The sequence below is a fragment of the Aporhodopirellula sallentina SM41 genome (genome assembly GCF_000346505.1).
Taxonomy (GTDB): Bacteria; Planctomycetota; Planctomycetia; order Pirellulales; family Pirellulaceae; genus Rhodopirellula; species Rhodopirellula sallentina.
This window is the reverse complement of record NZ_ANOH01000068.1, coordinates 1-18409: the sequence shown is the minus strand read 5'-3', so window position 1 is coordinate 18409 and position 18409 is coordinate 1. Positions and strand designations below refer to the sequence as shown.

Here is an 18409-nt window from a genome sequence, read left to right as displayed (position 1 = left end):
CATTTGCAAACCATCGATAGGCCACAATCAGGTGACCGGTCAGCTCGGTCGGGTACCGGTTGCCCGGGGTGGTGTTCTCGGTGTTGTTATCACCGGGGTGTTTGCCTGCGGAATCGTAGCCTGCGGAATCGCCACAGCCGACGAGACCGCGGATGCTCCGGCGGCCGCAGCCATCGCCGAAACCGCGATCGCGGAAAAGTCTCAAGCCGAGGAACCGCACGTCGAGTCCGATGTTGTTGCCGCAGAAGAGTCGCCCGGCGACGATCAGCAGCACGATGAAGCGTCCGCGGTCGCAGCGTCCGCGCCCGCAGCATCCGCACCGGTCGGGCTGCGTTTTTCATTCAACGCGGCGCCGTGGCGGGATGTGATCGAATGGGTTGCCGAGGAAGCTGATTTGGCACTGCAGTTTGGTGAACTTCCCACGGGCAGTTTTACTTACAACGATGCCGGGACCTTCACGCCGGAAGAAGCGATCAACCGCGTGAATCTGTTTCTGATCCCGGAAGGTTTCGCGATGGTGCGATCGGGTAACCTTCTCGCGGTGATCAACTTGACCGATCCACGCAGTTTGTCACAACTCGACGCGATCGCGGAAATGGTCAGCCCCGAACAGCTCGACGCGCTTAACGGTCAAGAAGTCGTCAAATGCCTGTTTCGGCTCGAGGATCTCGCTGCCGAGGACGCGGTCAAGGAACTCGCGTCGTTGCAGTTGATGACGCCGCCGTCGGTGCTCGAAGTGACCAACCAATTGATGATCATCGACACGGTGGCGAAACTGCGCGGGGTGCGTGCGATCCTCGAGTCGTTTGAGCCTTCCGCTCTGAAGAACGGTACGATGGTCAAAAGTTTTCGTCTAAAGCATGTTGACGCGGAAGACGTTTTGGAGGTGGCACGCCCGCACCTCGGACTCGCCACGGGCGAGATGATCGGGATCGACGTGAGCCTCTCTGCCGACGTGCTCGGCAAGCATCTTTTCGTTACCGGGGTGGAAGACAAAATCAAAGTTATCGAAGGATTGGTTGCCGCGATTGATCAACCCGATCCGGAAGCGGAAGCGGCCCAGCGTGACGCGGTCCTGAAGTCGCACCGCGTCGAAGGTGGCAACGTGCGGATGGTTTACGACGTGTTGCAAACTCTGCTCGCTGGCAAACCGGTTCGCCTGAGTGTTGACGAAACGGCAGACAGCATCGTTGCGTTGGCCGACGCTGAAACTCAACGTGAAATCGAAATGACGGTCGAACAAATGCAGGCGTCCGATGCCGATTTCGAAGTCATCCAACTGAAATCGATCGACGCCTACTACGCGATCAGCCTGCTCGAACAAATGCTCGACCTTCCTACCGCTTCGTACGACGATGACGACGATGAGGAAGGCGAACGTCTGCCGAAGATTGATGCCGACGCGGGGAATCAACGCCTTTATGTTCGCGCCAAACGGCCGCAGCTCGATCAGATCAAAGCGATCATCGAGGACCTCGAAGCGAGCGAAACGACATCGGCCGGGAAAGACGTCCGTGTGTTGCCGATGCCGAGCGAGCGATCGGAGCGCATCCTGCAAACCGCGATTCAGTTTTGGCGCGGCGAGAACCCGATCTCTCGCGTGAATTCCGACGCGTGGGAGTCCGCACCGATGGAACGGGTCCCCGCACAGGAATCGTTCGGGAGCCCATCGTCCCAGCCCGAGACGACACAGCCGGTCGATCGTCCGACGCCGCGTCGAGATGAGCACTCGTTCACGCACGACGAGCCCGACTTCCCGACCAAATTGGTCGGACGGCTTGATCGCCGTCTGGTCACCGAGGATTCACCAATCCGTTACCAAGTCACGCCGCGGGGCGTGTTGCTGCAGTCCCATGACATCAAAGCCCTCGACCGATTCGAAGAGTTGGTGCGAGTGATCTCGGGACCCTCCGATACGGCCACGTCGAAACCGGTCGTCTTTTACATGCAGTACACCAAGGCCGACGATGCTCTGCGGATGCTCGCCAAACTGATCGACGGTGGTGAATCGGCGAGGGAAGCCGACTCGGGAACGCTCGTCAACGGATACCTTTCTGCACAATCGTCGTTCTTGTCCGGTGCTTACCTCTCGACGTCCGAAGGCACGCTGACTCTGACCAGCGGATCGATGACGGTCGTGGCCGACACGCGGCTGAACCGCTTGATCACGCAAGGGTCAACCGATGACATCGAACGGATGGAATACTACCTCGGCATCATCGACAAACCGGAAGGGATCACGGACGTTCTCACCAACGGACGTCCGCGCGTGATCGAGCTGTTCAACATCAAGGCGTCCGAAGCCGCCGAGGTGATCCGCCAGGCATTCGGCGATCGGGTCGTGTCTAATGAAAAGGACAGCGGCAAGGCTCAGGCCGCACGCCGGCCGACACCCGATCCACGCAACAGCAAAGCAGAAGCCAACGCGAGACTCGCAGCGATGGCGAAAGCAGCGTCGCAGCCCAAAGACCTGGCGCCGAAAATGACCGTCGCCGTTCACGAGGCGAGCAATTCTCTCGTCGTGACCGCCCCGGACAGCCTTCTGAAGGAAGTCGAGCAATTGATCGAATTGATTGACACTCGCGGCGAACAAGCGATCGAAGTGGTCGTGCCGAGTAACGTGCTCGTCGTCGAGGAAGCGTTGGAAGGAATGATGATTGAAACCTCCCGCGGTCGTTCGTCGTCGGATCGCTCTCGGTCGCGGTCCCGTACAGGGCGGTGAGCCCTTCTCGGTGTCCTCGAACTCTTCACTGTGCTCCTTTCTTTGTGTCCCTTGCAAACGTCGAACACGTTGGGTCGATGAACAGAAAACACTGCAGGCCCGTTGCCTCCTGGCATTCCAACCGCGTTTCTCTGGCTCGGTCGGCGTGCTGGCTCGTTTGCATGGCGGTCGCCTCCGTGTGGACGGTGGCCGACGCATCAACCGCATCGGCTCAAGCCGGACTGCGCGAATCGCTCGAGCGACTCGATACCAACGGTAACGGCGAAATCGAACCTCGCGAAGTGACTCCGCTTTCACGTCCGTATCTTGAGCGGATCACCGAGGCACGACGCATGTCGCTCGATCGCCCCAACCCGATCGACAAACTGCAGGAAGCAGCCCGGATCTATTACGCCAAGCAAAACGGCGTCACCCGAGAAGAAGTGAAGCCCGAACGTGTCGGCGCGCTGCGGCCGTTCGGCATGAGCCGCGATGAGCCGCTCGTTCCCGAGTTTGGGATCGGTGACGTGAAGTACCCTTACACCGATCGTGATCTTGACGAGGCGGACCGAACACTCCGGCGATACGATCGCGATCGGGACGGCAGCATTGATCGCTCCGAAGCGCGGCGTGGTGATTGGACCCATCGAGATCCGTTCGCGGACGACTTCAATCGCGATGATCGTTTGTCGCGATTGGAACTCGCGCAGCGATATGCCAGACGCCGCATGTTGTCCAACGATTCGAGTGAGCTGATTCAAAAAGTCAAACGCGTCGGCAACGGTATCGAGCCCTCGAAAGTGGATTCGCGGAGTGGCGACTCACGCCGTCGTCGTCCACGTGGAGGTTCCACGCATTGGTTGTCCAGCAGCATCCTAGGTCGATTTGACCAAGACCGAAACGGGAAAATCGATCGGACCGAGTCCGTCAAACTCGGTATGCCGGTCGCCGAAATTGATATCGACCGCGACAGCGAAATTTCTCGCGAAGAGTTGCACCATTATTTGGAACAACTGCAGGAAGAGAATGGTGGACTCGGCGAAGGGGTTCCGGGTTGGTTCTATGAACGTGACTTGGACCGCGACCGTCAGGTTTCACTCGCCGAGTTCGCTCCCGAACCGACCGCGGAGTTGGTCGCCGAGTTTGTCTCGTGGGACGCCAACGATGACGGTCTGATCACGGTCGCGGAGTTGTCCGGGTTGCCGGCGGCGATCGGCGGATCGTTCCGCAACGACGAAGCCTTGCCGCTGCCTCCGGGGCAAACGGTGATCTCGGAGATCGAAGTCGAAGAGGATTTCCTGATCGCGGATTTGAATCTGCAACTCTCCATCACGCATTCCTACACCGGGTACCTCGACGCGTATTTGACCGGCCCCGATGGAGACCGGATCGAACTGTTCACGGAAGTGGGCGGAACCGACGATAACTTCGACGAAACGATCTTCGACGACCAAGCGTCCGAGCCGATCGTCAAAGGCAGGCCTCCGTTCGAAGGCAGTTATATCCCGGAAGGTGTACTCAAACGCCAACCTGGATTGTCCGTTTATAACGGCAAGTCGATCCAAGGAGTCTGGCAGTTGGTCATTCGCGGTACGCGAAGCGACCGGTTTGGGATGCTGCACGGGTGGAGTCTGCAGGCTCGCCCTGTTGAAGATTGAGGCCTAACCGAGGATGGCGGTTTGGGATGAATCGTATTGGGCCGCGGCGAAGGGTGCGTGCGAATCAAGAAATGGCGGTTCAGGCCGTAGCGAAAGTCGCCACGACTTTCGGTGATTCACGAGCCCTGCCGAAACTCTTGGCGGGCTGTCGATTTATTCGTTTAACGGCAATACCGTTCAATTTTCGTTTAACCCGTGCCCGAAGGGTAGGTTGTGTTCCGTCAAGCGTCGCCTACGGCTACCGGTTAAATGAAAATAGGTTGGCTCTTGATTAAATCGACAAGCTCTTGGCGAGTTTCGCTGCCCTGAAATTAAGCTTCGACGCACCACGAAAGCTGATCGACTGATTCGTTTTGACGTCTACTTCGCGACCGCGGCGATTCCGTACATGTTGTACCCGCGTTTGAATTCCACTGGCCTCTCGAATGATCCGAGTTCCAGTTCCTGTGGCGATTGCACGTCACGTTCCCAGATCGAGAACGTGTTGTCGATGCTTTTACCCGGCCCGGCGGCGACCCTCTTAGAAGGTTTGTATCGGTTGGCACCTTCGTCGAGCCCGATGTCGAGACCGGTATCGATAAAACCACTCGCGAGCCAGTCGGGGACCTTCGTGTTGTTGCTGAAGAAGACGTAAACCGTTGCGGGGCGAGCGATCGCAACGCGGACTTTTAGGTCTCCGGCGAATTTATCGTCATTGAACGGCATGACGTAATCGGCGCCGAGCAATTCGCGAGGCATGCCATCTTCATCGAGCCCGTTCCATTGGTGAGTGCGGTCGACAAATGCTCGGCTATCTTCACGAAGGCCGGCATGAACAATGCGGTAAAACATTCGGCTCTCGGGATGTCGTTCGCTGATGTTATCACGCACGGCGGCGATGACAGGTTCGTCATGATGCATCGGGGCGAGGTCACGCACGCCCGGCATGCGTTGGTTGTCAATCGAGAAGACGCGTTTGGAGCGACCGCTGTGATCGACGCGGGTCGCTTGTCCTTGGACGAGGTGCTCGCGTTTTGTCTGTGAGTTTTGTGTTTTCCGAGCGTCGGGGGCGCCGAGTTCGATGTCGACTTCCCCTTCGAAAACCGCGACCTCCGTTTCGCCCGATTCGCTAATCGCGATCCCGAATTCCGTTCCGAGATCCGTGACTCGGGCGACCGGCGTTTCGATGGCGAAACCTTTTCCGCCCGCCGACGCTTTCGCGGTGATTCGCCCGTAGGTGCAGTAGACCCGGTTGTGATCTTGAATATTCAAATAGCACGGCGCGAGGACGAGAGTCTCGACACCCGAATCAAAAACCAATTTGATTCGTCCACGATGAAACGAAATGTTTTGGCCGATTCCGACCCGACTCAATTCGTTGACGGCGTTCGATCGGCTGTCCCAAACGACGTTGGTGCATTCGACCAGGGTCGCGACTTCGGTGCCGTGCAGCGCTGCGGTTTTGTCAGACGGTTGGCCGGTCGATGGTGGTTTCGATGCGATCGTGTTTTGATCGTTCCTGCCGTCCGACATCCAAAACGGTATTGAGACCGCCAGGAGAAGTGTGGCGGCAATCGCTAGGCTCGCCGCGACACCCAAGAACGACACGCCAAGCGGTCGGTGCGGGGCGGGGGTGAGGGCATCGGATGTGATGGCAGGTTCGGCGTCAGATGGCGGCAGCGGACCGGTCGAACAGGTTTGCCCGAGGACGCTCGACTTCGAGAACTCTTGCCCTGGTCGAGGGGCGACGAGCCGTGATGTGATGTGGGTCACCTCTTGCATGTGACGGATGTATTCGCGACGCACGTTGGGGTCGGAAGTGACCGCGTCCTGCAGTTGTTGCTGTTCCTGTTCGGTCGCGGTGCCCTCGAGTTGCCGCGTGATTAATTCGTGCACAAAAGCAAAGCGATCGGCTTCTTCAGGTGACATGGTCATGGAGACAGCTCCGCGTGTTGGAGGCGTTGCTCGATACAGGAACGCAGACCTTTGCGAATCCGCTGAACTGATTTGTAAACCGCGTCCACGGAGGTCTTCATCGCCTCGGCGACTTGTTGAACCTGGCGATCGGGTTCGTAGAAGCGGGATAGGAGTTCTCGTTGATAATCACTGCTACTTTCGAGGCACTGATCGAGTGCTCGAAGGCGTGCCTGTGCTTGATCGGATGTGAACTGTTTCTGCTCGCTTTCGAGACACGCGATGAAGTCGTCGCCGAAGACCAAGCGGTTGCGTTCTGCTTTTTTGCGCCACGTCAGGATTTCGAAGTGCGCAACGCGAATGGCCCAGGCGGCGAAGTTGCTGCCGGGGCGAAATTTGTCGAATTCCAACCACAAACGCACGCTGGTCTCCTGCCAAATCTCATCGGCATCTCCCCATCGTGGCACGTTGGCCAATATGTAGCTTTGTACCGCTCGTTGGTGTTGAGCGATGAGTCGAGCGAAGTCGGAGTGTTCAGAGTCGAGCGACATGTTAACAGGGGTGCGTGTTGGTGGCACTGCGGGTGTGTGTCTTTTGTTCACTACCGGACTTGTGTGCGCTGCGACAATGATGCACGGGCTATTGCAAGAGGGCAGGTGAACGCATTTTTGGACAGGGAATTGGACGTTTCTGGCGGAAGAAAAGCATATTCCATATTTGTTTGTAAAAGTTTGTCCAAAATAAATTGTGGGAGGCCCTTTTCCATTAGAGAGGGCGCATTGCGGAATGAAGCGACAGTGTTTCACGCTCGCAACTCAGCCACAGATCGAAGCATGGATTTCAGTGCTTCCGTTTTTTCTCCACATTTTGAAGGAATTTTCGATGCGACCTATTCGACGTCGACAGGCACCCACAGGCTTCACACTGGTGGAACTGCTTGTTGTGATTGCGATCATTGGTGTTTTGGTTGGCCTTTTGCTGCCCGCCGTTCAGGCTGCCCGAGAGGCGGCCCGACGGATGAGTTGCAGCAACAACTTCAAGCAAATCGGTTTGGCGGTTCACAACTACCATTCCACCTACGATTCACTCCCGATTCACGGATCGGGAACCCACCCGACCTCGGGCAAAAATGTTTGGGCAGATCGAAACGATTCGTCCAACCGCCGGCTCAGTTTCCTTGTTGGAATCTTGCCGTTCATGGAACAGCAGGCACTCTGGGAACAAATTTCGAACCCGAGCGTTGTTCGGACCGACGGAGATACCTCGGCGACGCGAGGCGTTGTGGGCAATCCCTGGCCCGCGATGGGGCCAACCCCTGAGGAAATTAACTACATTCCTTGGTTTACCAACATTCCCGCGTTGAGGTGCCCGAGTGACCCCGGTGTTGGATTGCCAGCCCTCGGACGTACCAACTACGTCGCGAACCTCGGCGATTGTTTCTTGGACGGCCGCAACGGTCCGCTGCCTGTGCGAAGCGGTTATGCCGTTCCGTACCAAGAAGACTCCGCGTGGGCACTCGAAGCACGGGCGAAGAACCGCGGCTTCTTCAAGATTCACGCACGCAGTCGATTCCGTGATATCCTCGACGGGTTGGCGAACACGATCTGCGCCGGAGAGATTGCCACGGACTTGGGTGACAACGATATTCGAACCATTGGTTACGACATCGGCGGAAGCTCAGATCAAGGCAAGATTGTTACGAACCCGTCCTTCTGCAGTGACGATGCCACGCCGCTGATCGATCCGACCCGGCCACAGTTTTGGGTGGCGAGTTCCAATCTCTACGACAGCATCGCGGGTCGTGGTTTCCGTTGGGCGGAATACCTGCCGAACTTCGGCGGGTTCTACACGATCCTTTCGCCAAACTCGGAAACCTGCGGAATCAGTGTGACCTCGAGCACTCTCGGTTCAACGTCGAGCCGCCACCAAGGTGGCACGCATGTTCTGATGGGCGACGGAGCTGTTCGCTTCATTACCGATTCGATCGATGCAGGCAACTCGCACGCACAGATGATTTGGTCAGGAAACACGCCCGGTGCCGCGAGCCCGTACGGTTTGTGGGGTGCTCTCGGAACGCGTGCTTCCAAAGAAGTCATCAGCGAAGAATTCTAGCCCGACCGCCGGGTTCGTCCCTGGAGGACATTCTCTAGTAGGAGTCTCTATTAGGGAATGTCTGAGAAGACGCCTGATAGGGGAGCCGGGTTGGTCGTCCGAAGGTGTTGGCATCTGCCGAAGCCACGCCTGCAACGACAGACACCTCGGTTGTCCCCGTTTTTTGAAACGATGTAGCCGAGGGTGTCACGCGTTAACCGTATGCGAGATGCTCTCGAGCTTTCCTGTCGTTTTTTACGCACTCACCAAAAAACCAACGAAGGATTCACCCCACGATGAAGCGTTCTGCCGTCTGCACTTATATCTCTTTGCCGCTGTTTTTGCTTTGCATTTCTCTCTCGGTGTGCTCACAAACCGGTTGTGGCAAACCTGAAAATTCGCTCTCTCAAGACGTCACTCCTAGCGAGATTGAGTCGTACGAACAAATGTTGAAGGAGTCGCAGGAGCGAGCCAACGCAGAAGAAGAGGAGTAACGTATGCTGACGTCTCGCTATCGGTGTGTCCGCTCGCTGTTTCCGCTGTTGCTCCTGGGGATGTTTGGATGGACGTTGAGCGGACCTTCGTTCGCCGATGAGCCGAACACCAAACGTCCGAACGTGCTGTTTATTGCGGTCGATGATCTGAACGATTGGGTGGGGTGCTTGGGCGGAAATCCAGACGCCCGAACCCCCAATATCGATCGGTTCGCCGAGCAAAGCGTTTTGTTTCGAAACGCACATTGCCAGGTCGCGTTGTGCAACGCGTCGCGGACTTCGCTGCTGACGGGAATGTATGCGTCAACCACTGGTATTTATGCCAATAGTTTGAAACGTGCCAGCGACGTGTATCGATCCGCGACCCAAATGCCCGCTTGGTTTGGCGAGAACGGATACCGGACCATGTGCATGGGGAAAATCTATCACCATGATCACGGTAAGAAAGCGTACTGGGACGAGGTCGGTCCCAAGACGCTGCGTTGGGGACCAGAACCGCCGGATGGACGTCAATTCACGAAGCGGTTTGGTGACCGAGTGCAAGACTCGCTCGCGTGGGCGGCTCTTGATATCGAACCGGGTGAGATGCCCGACGAACAGATCGCAACGTGGGCGAAAAGCAAACTCGAACAGGATTACGATCAACCGTTCTTCCTCGCTCTCGGTTTTTACAAACCTCACGTGCCGCTGACCGCGCCGAAACGGTACTACGATTTGTTCGATCGCGAAAAGCTGACCATGCCGACGGTGCTCGAGAACGATCTCGATGACGTGCCGGAGATCGGCAAACGTTGGGTGCTCGATCGCCGCGACTTGATAGCCGAGGATGCGGTGCAGCAGTACAGCCCGACGTATCGACGTGAGCTGGTTCATGCCTATCACGCCTGTGTGGCGTTGGTGGATGATTGCATCGGCCAAACGCTGGCGCATCTTCAAAACAGCAAGTACGCCGACAACACGATTGTGATCCTGTTCTCGGATCATGGTTGGCACCTCGGCGAAAAACACCACTGGCGAAAGTGGATGCCCTGGGAGGAATCCACTCGCAGTTTGATGGCCGTGCACGCGCCCGGTGTCTCTCGTGATGGAAGCGTTTGTGATCGCACGGTCGGATTGATCGACATCTTTCCGACGCTCGCCGAGCTATGTGAGTTGCCGCCGCCGGATCAACTCGAAGGCGAGAGCTTTCGACATCTGCTCGCCGATCCACAGGGAGAATGGACACGGCCTGCATTAACATCGACGAAAGCGGGCAACCACACGGTTCGATCCGAACGTTGGCGTTACATCCGATATCGAGACGGATCGGAAGAGCTGTACGATCACGAGAAAGACCCCAACGAATGGCATAACCTTGCCGATCACCCCGAACTCGCACCGGTGAAACAACGCCACGCCGCGTGGATCGACACCCTGACCGAAGGAGAAATTATTCAATGAGTATGGCCTGCACCCATCGCACACGCACTGCGGCGTCCTTAGGTTGGCTCGTCGTTTTCGCGGCGACGGTTTCCAATCCTGTGAACGCGGCGACGTCGCAATCCTCGCCGTCGACCATTCCCGAAACTCCGAACGTGATCATGCTGATGAGCGATGATCAGGGTTGGGGAGATGTTGGTTTCAACGGCAACGAAAGAATCATCACGCCGCATCTCGACGAGATGGCCGCATCAGGAATTCGATTCGATCGCTTCTATGCCGCCGCGCCGTTGTGCTCGCCCACGCGTGGGAGTTGTTTGACGGGGCGGTACCCGTTTCGATTTGGGATTCTCGCCGCGCACACGGGCGGGATGCGTGTGGGTGAAAAGACGATTCCCGAGTTGCTCAAAAAGAAGGACTATCGAACCGCGTTCTTTGGCAAATGGCATATCGGTTGGGTGAAAGCCGACGAGGTGAGCCCGCGTGGGTTCTACTCGCCGCCTTCGCATCATGGTTATGACCAATACTTCGCAACGACGAGTGCGGTGCCGACCTGGGACCCGACGATGACTCCGAAAGGGTGGAAGAGTTGGGGGGGCAACGAAGGCGAACCGTGGAAAGGTGGCTTCCCGTACGTGCAAAACGGAGAGGAAGTGAAGGAGAACCTCGCGGGCGACGACAGCCGCGTGATCATGGACCGGGTCATCCCGTTCATCGAATCGAACAAAGACCAACCTTTCTTGGCGACCGTTTGGTTCCACACGCCTCACGAACCAGTCGTTGCCGGTGAAAAGTACAAGGCCATGTATCCCGACGCGGGAACGGCGAGGCAAAATTACTACGGCTGCATCACTGCGATGGACGAGCAAATCGGTCGGTTGCGGGCAAAACTTCGCGAACTCGGAATCGAAAAGCGAACGATCGTTTTCTTCTGCAGCGACAACGGTCCGTCCGATGGTGCGGCGAAAAAGGGAGTGGCTTCCTCGGGAGGTTTCCACGGACACAAACACATGATGTACGAAGGCGGATTGTTGGTGCCGGCGTGTGCCGAATGGCCGGGGGTGATTCCGCCGGGATCATCGACCGACGCGAGGTGCAGTACGGTCGATTACCTGCCGACGATCGCGGGAATTTGTGTCGGTGACTCCGCAATCAAGAAGTCGTTGCCGATTGACGGTGTGGATTTGATGCCGTTGATGACGGGCGAGAATGACGAGTTGGAACGTGATTTGTTTTTCGGCTATCGGCGTTTGGTTCAGGGAATTGACGGCAAAGCAATCATTTCAGGCAATTGGAAACTGCTGCAGGAAGCCAAAAAGGGCGGCAAGATTCGACTCTACGACCTCAGCAAGGACCCGTATGAGGAGAACGACCTAGCGTCTTCCTCGCCCGAACGCGTTTCGGTAATGAGCCAAAAGTTGGCTGAAATCGAAGCCAGTTGCCAAAGAAGTCGGGACGGGGCCGACTACCGATATTGAACGCGATCTGCGACTTAGACGACAAAGATCGGCAGCGGTTGAGGATTCCTGGTACAACGAAGGACGGTGTTCCGTGTTGGTGCTGAGTCTCCTCATACCGAGCTGTCGGCTATGGCTAAGATCGCGATCATTAATCCTGCGTTCGAAGTTTCGTATTGGGGGCTCGAGCACGCTCAGCCTGTGTTCGGGCGGCGAGCCAACATGCCGGTCGCGAGTTTACCTTTACTCGCGGCGTTAACACCGGCCGAACACGACGTGACGTTGATCGACGAAAACGTGGAACCGATCGACTTCGACGCCCTTGCCGAGTTTGATTTGGTCGGCGTCACTGGAATGAGCGTGCAGCGGTTCCGGATGACTGAGATTTTGCAGGAGTTGAAATCCCGCGACATCTTTGTGGCACTCGGTGGTCCTTGGGTCACCGTGGAAGAGGACTACTTTGATGACCTCGCCGACGTCATCTTTATCGGTGAAGCCGAGACGACGTGGCCGCAGTTCTTGGACGAGTGGCAGCAGGGCGCGCACCGATATCGCTATGAACAGAACGCCCGGACCGATATGTCGACGGTGCCCACACCTCGGCACGATTTGCTGAAGAACAAATACTACATGTTCGGCAGCTTGCAGTTCTCTCGTGGGTGTCCGTTTCAATGTGAGTTCTGTGACATCATCGTCACGTTCGGACGCAAGCCTCGAATCAAACAGCCTTTTCAAATCATCGACGAACTCGAATGTCTGCGTCGAGAAGGTTTGCGGATTGCTTTCATCGTTGATGACAACCTGATCGGCAACAAACGCGGTATCAAGCCGGTTTTGCGAGAGGTTGCGAAGTGGCAAGAAGACAATGGGTATCCGCTCGCGTTCAGCACCGAGGCGTCGTTGGATCTTTGTGAAGATGAAGAGCTGATGGAGTTGATGGCGCGTTGCAATATTCAATCCGTCTTCATCGGTATCGAAACCCCGAATGAAGAGTCACTAAAGGAAACGAAGAAGTACCAAAACGTGCGCGAACGTGGCGGAACCATGTTGGAAAAGATTCACCAGATCCAAGATTTCGGGATCGAGGTTTGGTGCGGTTTGATTGTCGGGTTTGACCACGACACGACGGAGATCTTTGAAACTCAAAAAACGTTTCTCAAAGAGTCACGCATCGCACATGCGATGATCGGTCTGCTGCACGCGATTCCGAAAACACCCTTGCACGCGCGGTTGAAAGCGGAAGGACGTCTCGATTCCAACGACAGCCAGAGCTACGGGACGAACGTTATCCCGCAACACATGTCACGTGAGCAGCTTCGCGACGGCTACATCGAGACGATGCGGCATGCTTATCAACCGGATGTCTATTTCGACCGGCTCGATCGATTGTTTGTCGACGGGCATTTTCGCACGCGAGTTTTCGAGACAGAACACTTTCGCAAACACCCGGTACTCCGGCTCCGGCAGGCGGCGTTTTACTTTACCGGGTTTGCTGTTTTGTTCGCGCGGTTAATGCGACACACGCCGGATCGGAAACTACGCGGGATCTACTTCCGTCAAATTTTGAACGTCGTCCGCCGTCGTTTGAATGATCCGGCAATCTACTTTTACTATGTGATTAAGTGCGCGATGCACTATCACCATCAAAAGATGATCACGGACATGATCGAGCATCCCGATGCGCTCGTCTCGACAATCGGGAATTCCCTTCCGCCGGCGAAACTCGCAAGCGGCGTCTCTCTGCCGGTGTTGCGAAAGCCAGGCCGATCCGTCGCATCAATTTGAGCATGTTGCGTCGGGTGCGCATTCGTCCGTAGCAGTGGATGGGCAGGAGTGAAAATCCAAGTGGTTTTGCGCCCGATAGTCCGTTCCTATGGGCCTGATAGATAGCGACGTTGGTGATTCTGTTTTACGAACGTGTGCGAGTTTCCCCTTTTCCGATTAGGTCCGATGTCAAACGCAACTGCAAACCATTCTGCCCCAGTGCCCCCTGTTCACCAGCCGGAGGTGTTGGTGGTTCCGTCGACAGGATGGATGGCTCTCGCCGGCTTCCTCGGCATGTTGTTGTTCGGTGTGTTGATGGTGATCATGGGCGCGATTTCAGGCGTCGAGGCCATCGCGGTCTTGGGAGTGTTTCTTCTTCCGATCGGTATCATTGGTCTGTTCGGGTTGATTGCGATCACTCCCAACGACTCTCGAGTGCTGATTTTGTTTGGTGAGTACCGAGGGACTGTGAAGCAGTCAGGATTCTTTTGGGTGAACCCGTTTTATTCCAAACGCCGCGTCAGTCTGCGAATACGCAACTTCGAGACCGGTTCCACGTCGACGCCTGAAAAGAAGGATTCTGCGGGAACGGTCGTGCAGACCAAATCGCGGTCGGCGGGGCGGCCTTCGAAGGTGAATGATCGCGACGGGAACCCGATCGAGATTTCTGCCGTGGTGGTGTGGCGAGTCACCGATACGGCCGAAGCGATGTTCGAAGTGGACGACTATGTGCACTTTGTCGAAGTCCAAAGCGAGGCGGCGCTGCGCAGTCTTGCGACTCGGTATCCATACGACAGCGAAGACCACGAGGTGTCGTTGCGTGGGAGTACTGAAGAGATCTGCGGGCGGTTGCGGGAAGACATTCAAGAACGGCTCCAAACCGCGGGCGTCGAAGTGATCGAAGCTCGTATCAGCTATCTTGCCTACGCGGCGGAGATCGCATCAGCGATGTTGCAGAGACAACAAGCCGGCGCGGTTGTCGCGGCACGAACGAAAATTGTCGACGGTGCCGTCGGAATGGTCGACATGGCGCTCGAGCATCTCAAACGTGACAATATTGTCGATCTGAGTGAGCAACAGCGTGCGACTCTCGTGTCTAACTTGCTCGTCGTTCTATGTAGCGATCGTCACACTCAACCGGTCGTGCAAGCCGGTTCGTGATCGAAGTCGGCTGCCGAGAGGATGTGTGATTCCGATGCCTAGGCATCACGCTCCGCGGAGTCGGGGCGTGTGCGAAGGACGTCGATCGAAATGGGACCGGCGCCGTGAATCAGCAAATACAGCGAGCCGAGTAACATCGAAAAATCGGTCCTCGCCGCGTGAGCCATCTCCCAGAAACCTTCCTCACCGAGCATCGGTAGTTTGGTCGTGGCGATCGCGACGAGCATGATGGTGATCGTTGGCACGACTGCAAATCGTGTGAGCAAACCGATCACAATCAAAAGCCCGCACGCAATCTCACAGCAGGCGACGAAATTGGCGGTGAACTCCGGTTCGGGGATGCCGATCTTGAGAAAGCGTCCCACGCCTCGAACGTCAGGATAGAGAAACTTCTGAATGCCTTCGGACAAGAAAACGAGGCCCACCATCAATCGGATCAGAAGAATCGATGCGGGGGCATTGGTTTGACGAAGTCGATTGAACGAAATCATTGCTCGTATTCTTTCTCTGATGAACGGTGGTGGATCTTGTGAACGATTCTCCTGCAGCAGGATCTTTCACTAGATCCGCTACCGGAAAATAGAGTTGGCCGAATCTGCGAGTATTCACCAACGCTCTTGAGGGATGCTACAGTTGTCACAAGGCCGCTGGCAATTCTTATCTGCGACAGCAAATCCCGGAACGCCCCTGACGGTCGCCATTGAAGTCGATCCGTGGGCGGAATGCCCGCGATAGTGACAGGTGTTCACACGCGGTTGTTTGGGCGACTAGGATGTTCGATCGACGCCACCGCGGATTCGACGTCATTGCGGCCTTGGGACGGTACCCGTAGGCGGCATGTTAATTTTGCAGCGTCCGAACACCTGTCATCCACAACTGGTTCTTCCATGTCTTCGATTACGCCCGGAAAAACGTACCCGCTCGGCGCGTCCATTACACCCGACGGGGTGAACTTCAGCGTGCATTCCAAGAGTTGCTCTCGGATGGACCTGTTGTTGTTTGATGATTCGGATGATCGGACTCCGTCACGTGTGATCAAACTCGATCCGGTGCAGCACCGGACGTTTCATTACTGGCACGTGCATGTGGACGGCCTCCGATCGGGCCAGATCTACGCGTTCCGAGCCCACGGTCCTTTTGACCCGGACAAGGGATTGCGATTCGACAGCGAAAAAGTGTTACTGGACCCTTATGGCCGTGCCATCGCGGTCCCGAAGGCGTTCGACCGTAAAGCGTGTGCTCGCCCGGGTGATTCCACACCGTACGCGATGAAAAGTGTGGTGGCTGACCTGTCCACGTATGACTGGGAAGGTGACCTGCCGTTGTATCAGTCGTTCAACAAGACGTCGATCTATGAAATGCACGTGCGTGGTTTCACGGTCGACCCGAGCAGCGGCGTCAGCGAGGACAAACGCGGAACGTACGCGGGCCTGGTCGAAAAGATTCCTTACCTGAAAGACCTGGGAATCACAGCGGTGGAACTGTTGCCGGTGTTTCAGTTTGACCCGCAAGAAGCTCCGGCGGGGCTGAGGAACTATTGGGGATACAACCCGATTTCATTCTTTGTCCCGCATGCCGATTACGCTTCGGCGACATCGCCGCTCGCCGCGTTGGACGAGTTCCGCGACATGGTCAAGGCACTCCACCGGGCTGGCATCGAGGTGATTTTGGACGTGGTCTACAACCACACCGCCGAAGGGAACGAAGCCGGACCGACCTATAGTTTTAAAGGTCTCGAGAATTCGGCGTACTACATCCTCGACCGCGACCACGGTCCGCAAGGCGAACGCCGTTCCAGTTACGCCAACTACAGCGGTTGCGGGAACACGCTCAACGGAAACCATTCGGTGGTGCGTCGGTTGATCCTCAGCAGCCTGCGCTATTGGGTGGAAGAGATGCACGTCGATGGTTTTCGATTCGACCTCGCCTCGGTTCTCTCTCGTGATATTCACGGACACCCGCAAGCCAACCCGCCGATCCTTTGGGACATCGAAACCGATCCCGTCCTCAGTGGCACGAAACTGATTGCCGAAGCATGGGACGCCGCTGGGCTGTATCAAGTCGGTAACTTCTTTGGCGATCACTGGAAGGAATGGAACGGTCGGTTCCGCGACGATGTTCGTTCTTTCGTCAAAGGGGATCGAGGAACGGTGGGGACGTTTTCAAAACGGTTCCTCGGCAGTCCCGACATTTACGAGCATCGCAATCGCGAACCGGAACAGAGTATTAACTTTGTAACCTCACACGATGGTTACACGATGAACGATCTGGTTTCGTACGAAGGCAAGTACAACGAAGCCAACAAGGAAGGCAATCGCGACGGACACAATGAAAATGTGAGTTGGAACTGTGGCGTCGAAGGCTCGACCGACGATCCGGAAATTGAGCGTCTGCGGGTCAAACAAATCAAGAACCTCTTCACGATCAATGTGCTCGCGTTTGGAGTACCGATGTTGTTGATGGGCGACGAGATGCGCCGCACGCAGAAGGGAAACAACAACGCGTATTGCCAAGACAACGAGATCAGTTGGCTCGATTGGGGCTTGCTCGAAGAGCACGCCGGAATCCATCGCTTTGTCAAACATCTTCTCGAATATCGAAAACGTTTGCCCGAGCGATCGGATCCTGGGTTGACGCTCCGCAACGTCATTTCTCGCTCTCAGGTGCAGTGGCATGGGCGTGAACTGCATTGCCCCGATTGGAGTGATGATTCACACAGCATTTCATTCACGATCCCGACGCTGGAGGTGTGGTACCACTTGATCTTCAACACCTACTGGAAACCGATCGAATTTGAATTGCCGGAGGTGCCTCGCAAATTCAACCCGTGGAAACGGATGATCGATACCGACCTGCCGTCGCCCGATGATATCGGCAGCGGCGTGGAGATTGTTGACAGTTCGTCTTTCGTGGCCCAACCACGATCCTGCGTTGTGCTGTTGTCGGAGCGAAAGACGCGAAACGGTTCCGTCGTTTAGGCTCGCGTGTTCGAAACGAAGAGTCAGAGAGTTCCGTGAGCCGAAGTGCGTGAGCACTCGGGTAATGGGCGTGTTCGGCCTCAACATCGCTCGGCCGTTTTTACCCGAGGCCTTACGGCCGTTCGGCTTACTCCGGGGTGCTCGGGTTTTCGCAAGTGGTTCCAGGCCTTTGGCCAGGGCTAGGCAATCGACATCCCCAGACATTTTGCGGGCGGTGGTCTTGTGCGCAACCGGTGTTGCTGGCTGAGTGAATAGACACAAAGAGGGCCAGGCAGAAATTGTTGGTTCGGCGGATCGGCCTTCCCCGCTCGGTTGGAGCTCATGCCCGTCAAGGCGAGCCGCCACTTTGCCGCAAATTCATGAGCATTTTTGTGATCGATGGTAGGGCGGGGAAACGGAAGTTACAGCGAGTTTAGATCGTTTCGCTGTCCCCACAGTGGCTCCGTGTTCCGGTCAGGTGATTGTCGGGCGTGTTAGGATACTGGACGTCCGACGCGCTTGGGACAATATTCCGGTCATGGCGGAACTCATGCCGCGGCGGGCGTTGTCCGCGTTAACGAGTAGGGGCTTCGTGATTCAAAACGGGGTGGGCTCCGCGGTTGTTTGGGGGGCCGTTTGGGTGTTTTGTTCTCTGTGCATGGTGGTCAAACGAGATGAAATTTAGCATCGTTGGGATGGGACGCGTCGGATCGGCGATTGCTTTCGCGGCAACGATGGAACCGATCGTCAGTGAACTTTGGTTGTTGAACCGTTCGGTAGCGAAGGCCGAAGGGATGCGATGGACCTGACGCAC

General features: G+C 56.4%; 14 protein-coding genes. 10 read left to right on the top strand and 4 right to left on the bottom strand.

Features of this window, described 5'->3' with window-relative positions; translation table 11 throughout:
- The first annotated feature begins 31 nt into the window (after positions 1-31).
- Positions 32-2722: a secretin N-terminal domain-containing protein gene (locus RSSM_RS03785; protein ID WP_236620916.1), complete on the top strand. Its 2691-nt coding sequence runs from the start codon at positions 32-34 to the stop codon at positions 2720-2722.
- A 161-nt stretch (positions 2723-2883) separates the two neighbouring features.
- The gene (locus RSSM_RS03780) at positions 2884-4359 is read left to right on the top strand and encodes a proprotein convertase P-domain-containing protein (RefSeq protein WP_008674666.1); all 1476 of its coding nucleotides are present in this window, start codon (positions 2884-2886) and stop codon (positions 4357-4359) included.
- 360 nt (positions 4360-4719) lie between these two features.
- On the opposite strand, the gene RSSM_RS03775 is transcribed toward RSSM_RS03780, so the two are convergent.
- Both RSSM_RS03775 and RSSM_RS03770 read right to left on the bottom strand, forming a co-directional pair.
- Complete coding sequence (locus RSSM_RS03775) at positions 4720-6273, bottom strand: FecR domain-containing protein (RefSeq protein WP_008674664.1); 1554 nt, start codon at positions 6271-6273, stop codon at positions 4720-4722.
- The gene (locus RSSM_RS03770) at positions 6270-6803 is read right to left on the bottom strand and encodes a sigma-70 family RNA polymerase sigma factor (protein ID WP_008674662.1); all 534 of its coding nucleotides are present in this window, start codon (positions 6801-6803) and stop codon (positions 6270-6272) included. The genes RSSM_RS03775 and RSSM_RS03770 overlap by 4 nt, the downstream gene beginning before the upstream one ends.
- 331 nt (positions 6804-7134) lie before the next feature.
- Here RSSM_RS03770 and RSSM_RS03765 point away from each other — a divergent pair, with 331 nt between their 5' ends.
- The 3 genes from RSSM_RS03765 to RSSM_RS03760 all read left to right on the top strand — a co-directional run bounded on the left by RSSM_RS03765 (position 7135) and on the right by RSSM_RS03760 (position 10277).
- Positions 7135-8364: a DUF1559 domain-containing protein gene (locus RSSM_RS03765; protein ID WP_044300953.1), complete on the top strand. Its 1230-nt coding sequence runs from the start codon at positions 7135-7137 to the stop codon at positions 8362-8364.
- A 275-nt stretch (positions 8365-8639) separates the two neighbouring features.
- Positions 8640-8837 (top strand): hypothetical protein, encoded by a 198-nt coding sequence (locus RSSM_RS33020; RefSeq protein ID WP_144059546.1) that lies wholly within the window; start codon positions 8640-8642, stop codon positions 8835-8837.
- Between the two features lie 3 nt (positions 8838-8840).
- On the top strand, positions 8841-10277 hold the full coding sequence (locus RSSM_RS03760; protein ID WP_008674657.1) for a sulfatase: 1437 nt from the start codon (positions 8841-8843) through the stop codon (positions 10275-10277).
- Here the strand turns inward: RSSM_RS03760 and RSSM_RS34480 are convergent.
- A complete protein-coding gene (locus RSSM_RS34480; RefSeq protein WP_008674653.1) occupies positions 10267-10419 on the bottom strand; it encodes a hypothetical protein in 153 nt (50 codons plus the stop codon). The genes RSSM_RS03760 and RSSM_RS34480 overlap by 11 nt on opposite strands.
- Here RSSM_RS34480 and RSSM_RS03755 point away from each other — a divergent pair.
- The 3 genes from RSSM_RS03755 to RSSM_RS03745 all read left to right on the top strand — a co-directional run bounded on the left by RSSM_RS03755 (position 10418) and on the right by RSSM_RS03745 (position 14638).
- Positions 10418-11734 (top strand): sulfatase-like hydrolase/transferase, encoded by a 1317-nt coding sequence (locus tag RSSM_RS03755; protein WP_008674655.1) that lies wholly within the window; start codon positions 10418-10420, stop codon positions 11732-11734. The two genes, RSSM_RS34480 and RSSM_RS03755, sit on opposite strands and share 2 nt — an antisense overlap.
- Positions 11735-11845: 111 nt before the next feature.
- Positions 11846-13498: a B12-binding domain-containing radical SAM protein gene (locus RSSM_RS03750; RefSeq protein ID WP_008674651.1), complete on the top strand. Its 1653-nt coding sequence runs from the start codon at positions 11846-11848 to the stop codon at positions 13496-13498.
- A gap of 165 nt (positions 13499-13663) precedes the next feature.
- The gene (locus tag RSSM_RS03745) at positions 13664-14638 is read left to right on the top strand and encodes an SPFH domain-containing protein (RefSeq protein WP_081613682.1); all 975 of its coding nucleotides are present in this window, start codon (positions 13664-13666) and stop codon (positions 14636-14638) included.
- A 38-nt stretch (positions 14639-14676) separates the two neighbouring features.
- On the opposite strand, the gene RSSM_RS03740 is transcribed toward RSSM_RS03745, so the two are convergent.
- Entirely contained in the window at positions 14677-15129 is a 453-nt protein-coding gene (locus RSSM_RS03740; protein WP_008674646.1) for a DoxX family protein, read from the bottom strand.
- A gap of 396 nt (positions 15130-15525) precedes the next feature.
- On the opposite strand from RSSM_RS03740, the gene glgX reads away from it, so the two are divergent.
- Together glgX and RSSM_RS35165 are read left to right on the top strand one after the other, a co-directional pair.
- Positions 15526-17616 (top strand): glycogen debranching protein GlgX, encoded by a 2091-nt coding sequence (gene glgX, locus RSSM_RS03735; protein ID WP_044300943.1) that lies wholly within the window; start codon positions 15526-15528, stop codon positions 17614-17616.
- A 653-nt stretch (positions 17617-18269) separates the two neighbouring features.
- Positions 18270-18404: a hypothetical protein gene (locus RSSM_RS35165; RefSeq protein ID WP_261340244.1), complete on the top strand. Its 135-nt coding sequence runs from the start codon at positions 18270-18272 to the stop codon at positions 18402-18404.
- Positions 18405-18409: the final 5 nt, after the last annotated feature.

What these genes read in the sequence shown, in the direction of transcription:
- RSSM_RS03780 (WP_008674666.1), top strand. Translation starts at nt 2,884, where the DNA reads ATGGCGGTCGCCTCCGTGTGGACGGTGGCCGACGCATCAACCGCATCG.
- RSSM_RS03775 (WP_008674664.1), bottom strand. Translation starts at nt 6,273, where the DNA reads ATGACCATGTCACCTGAAGAAGCCGATCGCTTTGCTTTTGTGCACGAA.
- RSSM_RS03770 (WP_008674662.1), bottom strand. Translation starts at nt 6,803, where the DNA reads ATGTCGCTCGACTCTGAACACTCCGACTTCGCTCGACTCATCGCTCAA.
- RSSM_RS03765 (WP_044300953.1), top strand. Translation starts at nt 7,135, where the DNA reads ATGCGACCTATTCGACGTCGACAGGCACCCACAGGCTTCACACTGGTG.
- RSSM_RS33020 (WP_144059546.1), top strand. Translation starts at nt 8,640, where the DNA reads ATGAAGCGTTCTGCCGTCTGCACTTATATCTCTTTGCCGCTGTTTTTG.
- RSSM_RS03760 (WP_008674657.1), top strand. Translation starts at nt 8,841, where the DNA reads ATGCTGACGTCTCGCTATCGGTGTGTCCGCTCGCTGTTTCCGCTGTTG.
- RSSM_RS03755 (WP_008674655.1), top strand. Translation starts at nt 10,418, where the DNA reads ATGCTGATGAGCGATGATCAGGGTTGGGGAGATGTTGGTTTCAACGGC.
- RSSM_RS34480 (WP_008674653.1), bottom strand. Translation starts at nt 10,419, where the DNA reads ATGATCACGTTCGGAGTTTCGGGAATGGTCGACGGCGAGGATTGCGAC.
- RSSM_RS03750 (WP_008674651.1), top strand. Translation starts at nt 11,846, where the DNA reads ATGGCTAAGATCGCGATCATTAATCCTGCGTTCGAAGTTTCGTATTGG.
- RSSM_RS03745 (WP_081613682.1), top strand. Translation starts at nt 13,664, where the DNA reads ATGTCAAACGCAACTGCAAACCATTCTGCCCCAGTGCCCCCTGTTCAC.
- RSSM_RS03740 (WP_008674646.1), bottom strand. Translation starts at nt 15,129, where the DNA reads ATGATTTCGTTCAATCGACTTCGTCAAACCAATGCCCCCGCATCGATT.
- glgX (WP_044300943.1), top strand. Translation starts at nt 15,526, where the DNA reads ATGTCTTCGATTACGCCCGGAAAAACGTACCCGCTCGGCGCGTCCATT.
- RSSM_RS35165 (WP_261340244.1), top strand. Translation starts at nt 18,270, where the DNA reads ATGAAATTTAGCATCGTTGGGATGGGACGCGTCGGATCGGCGATTGCT.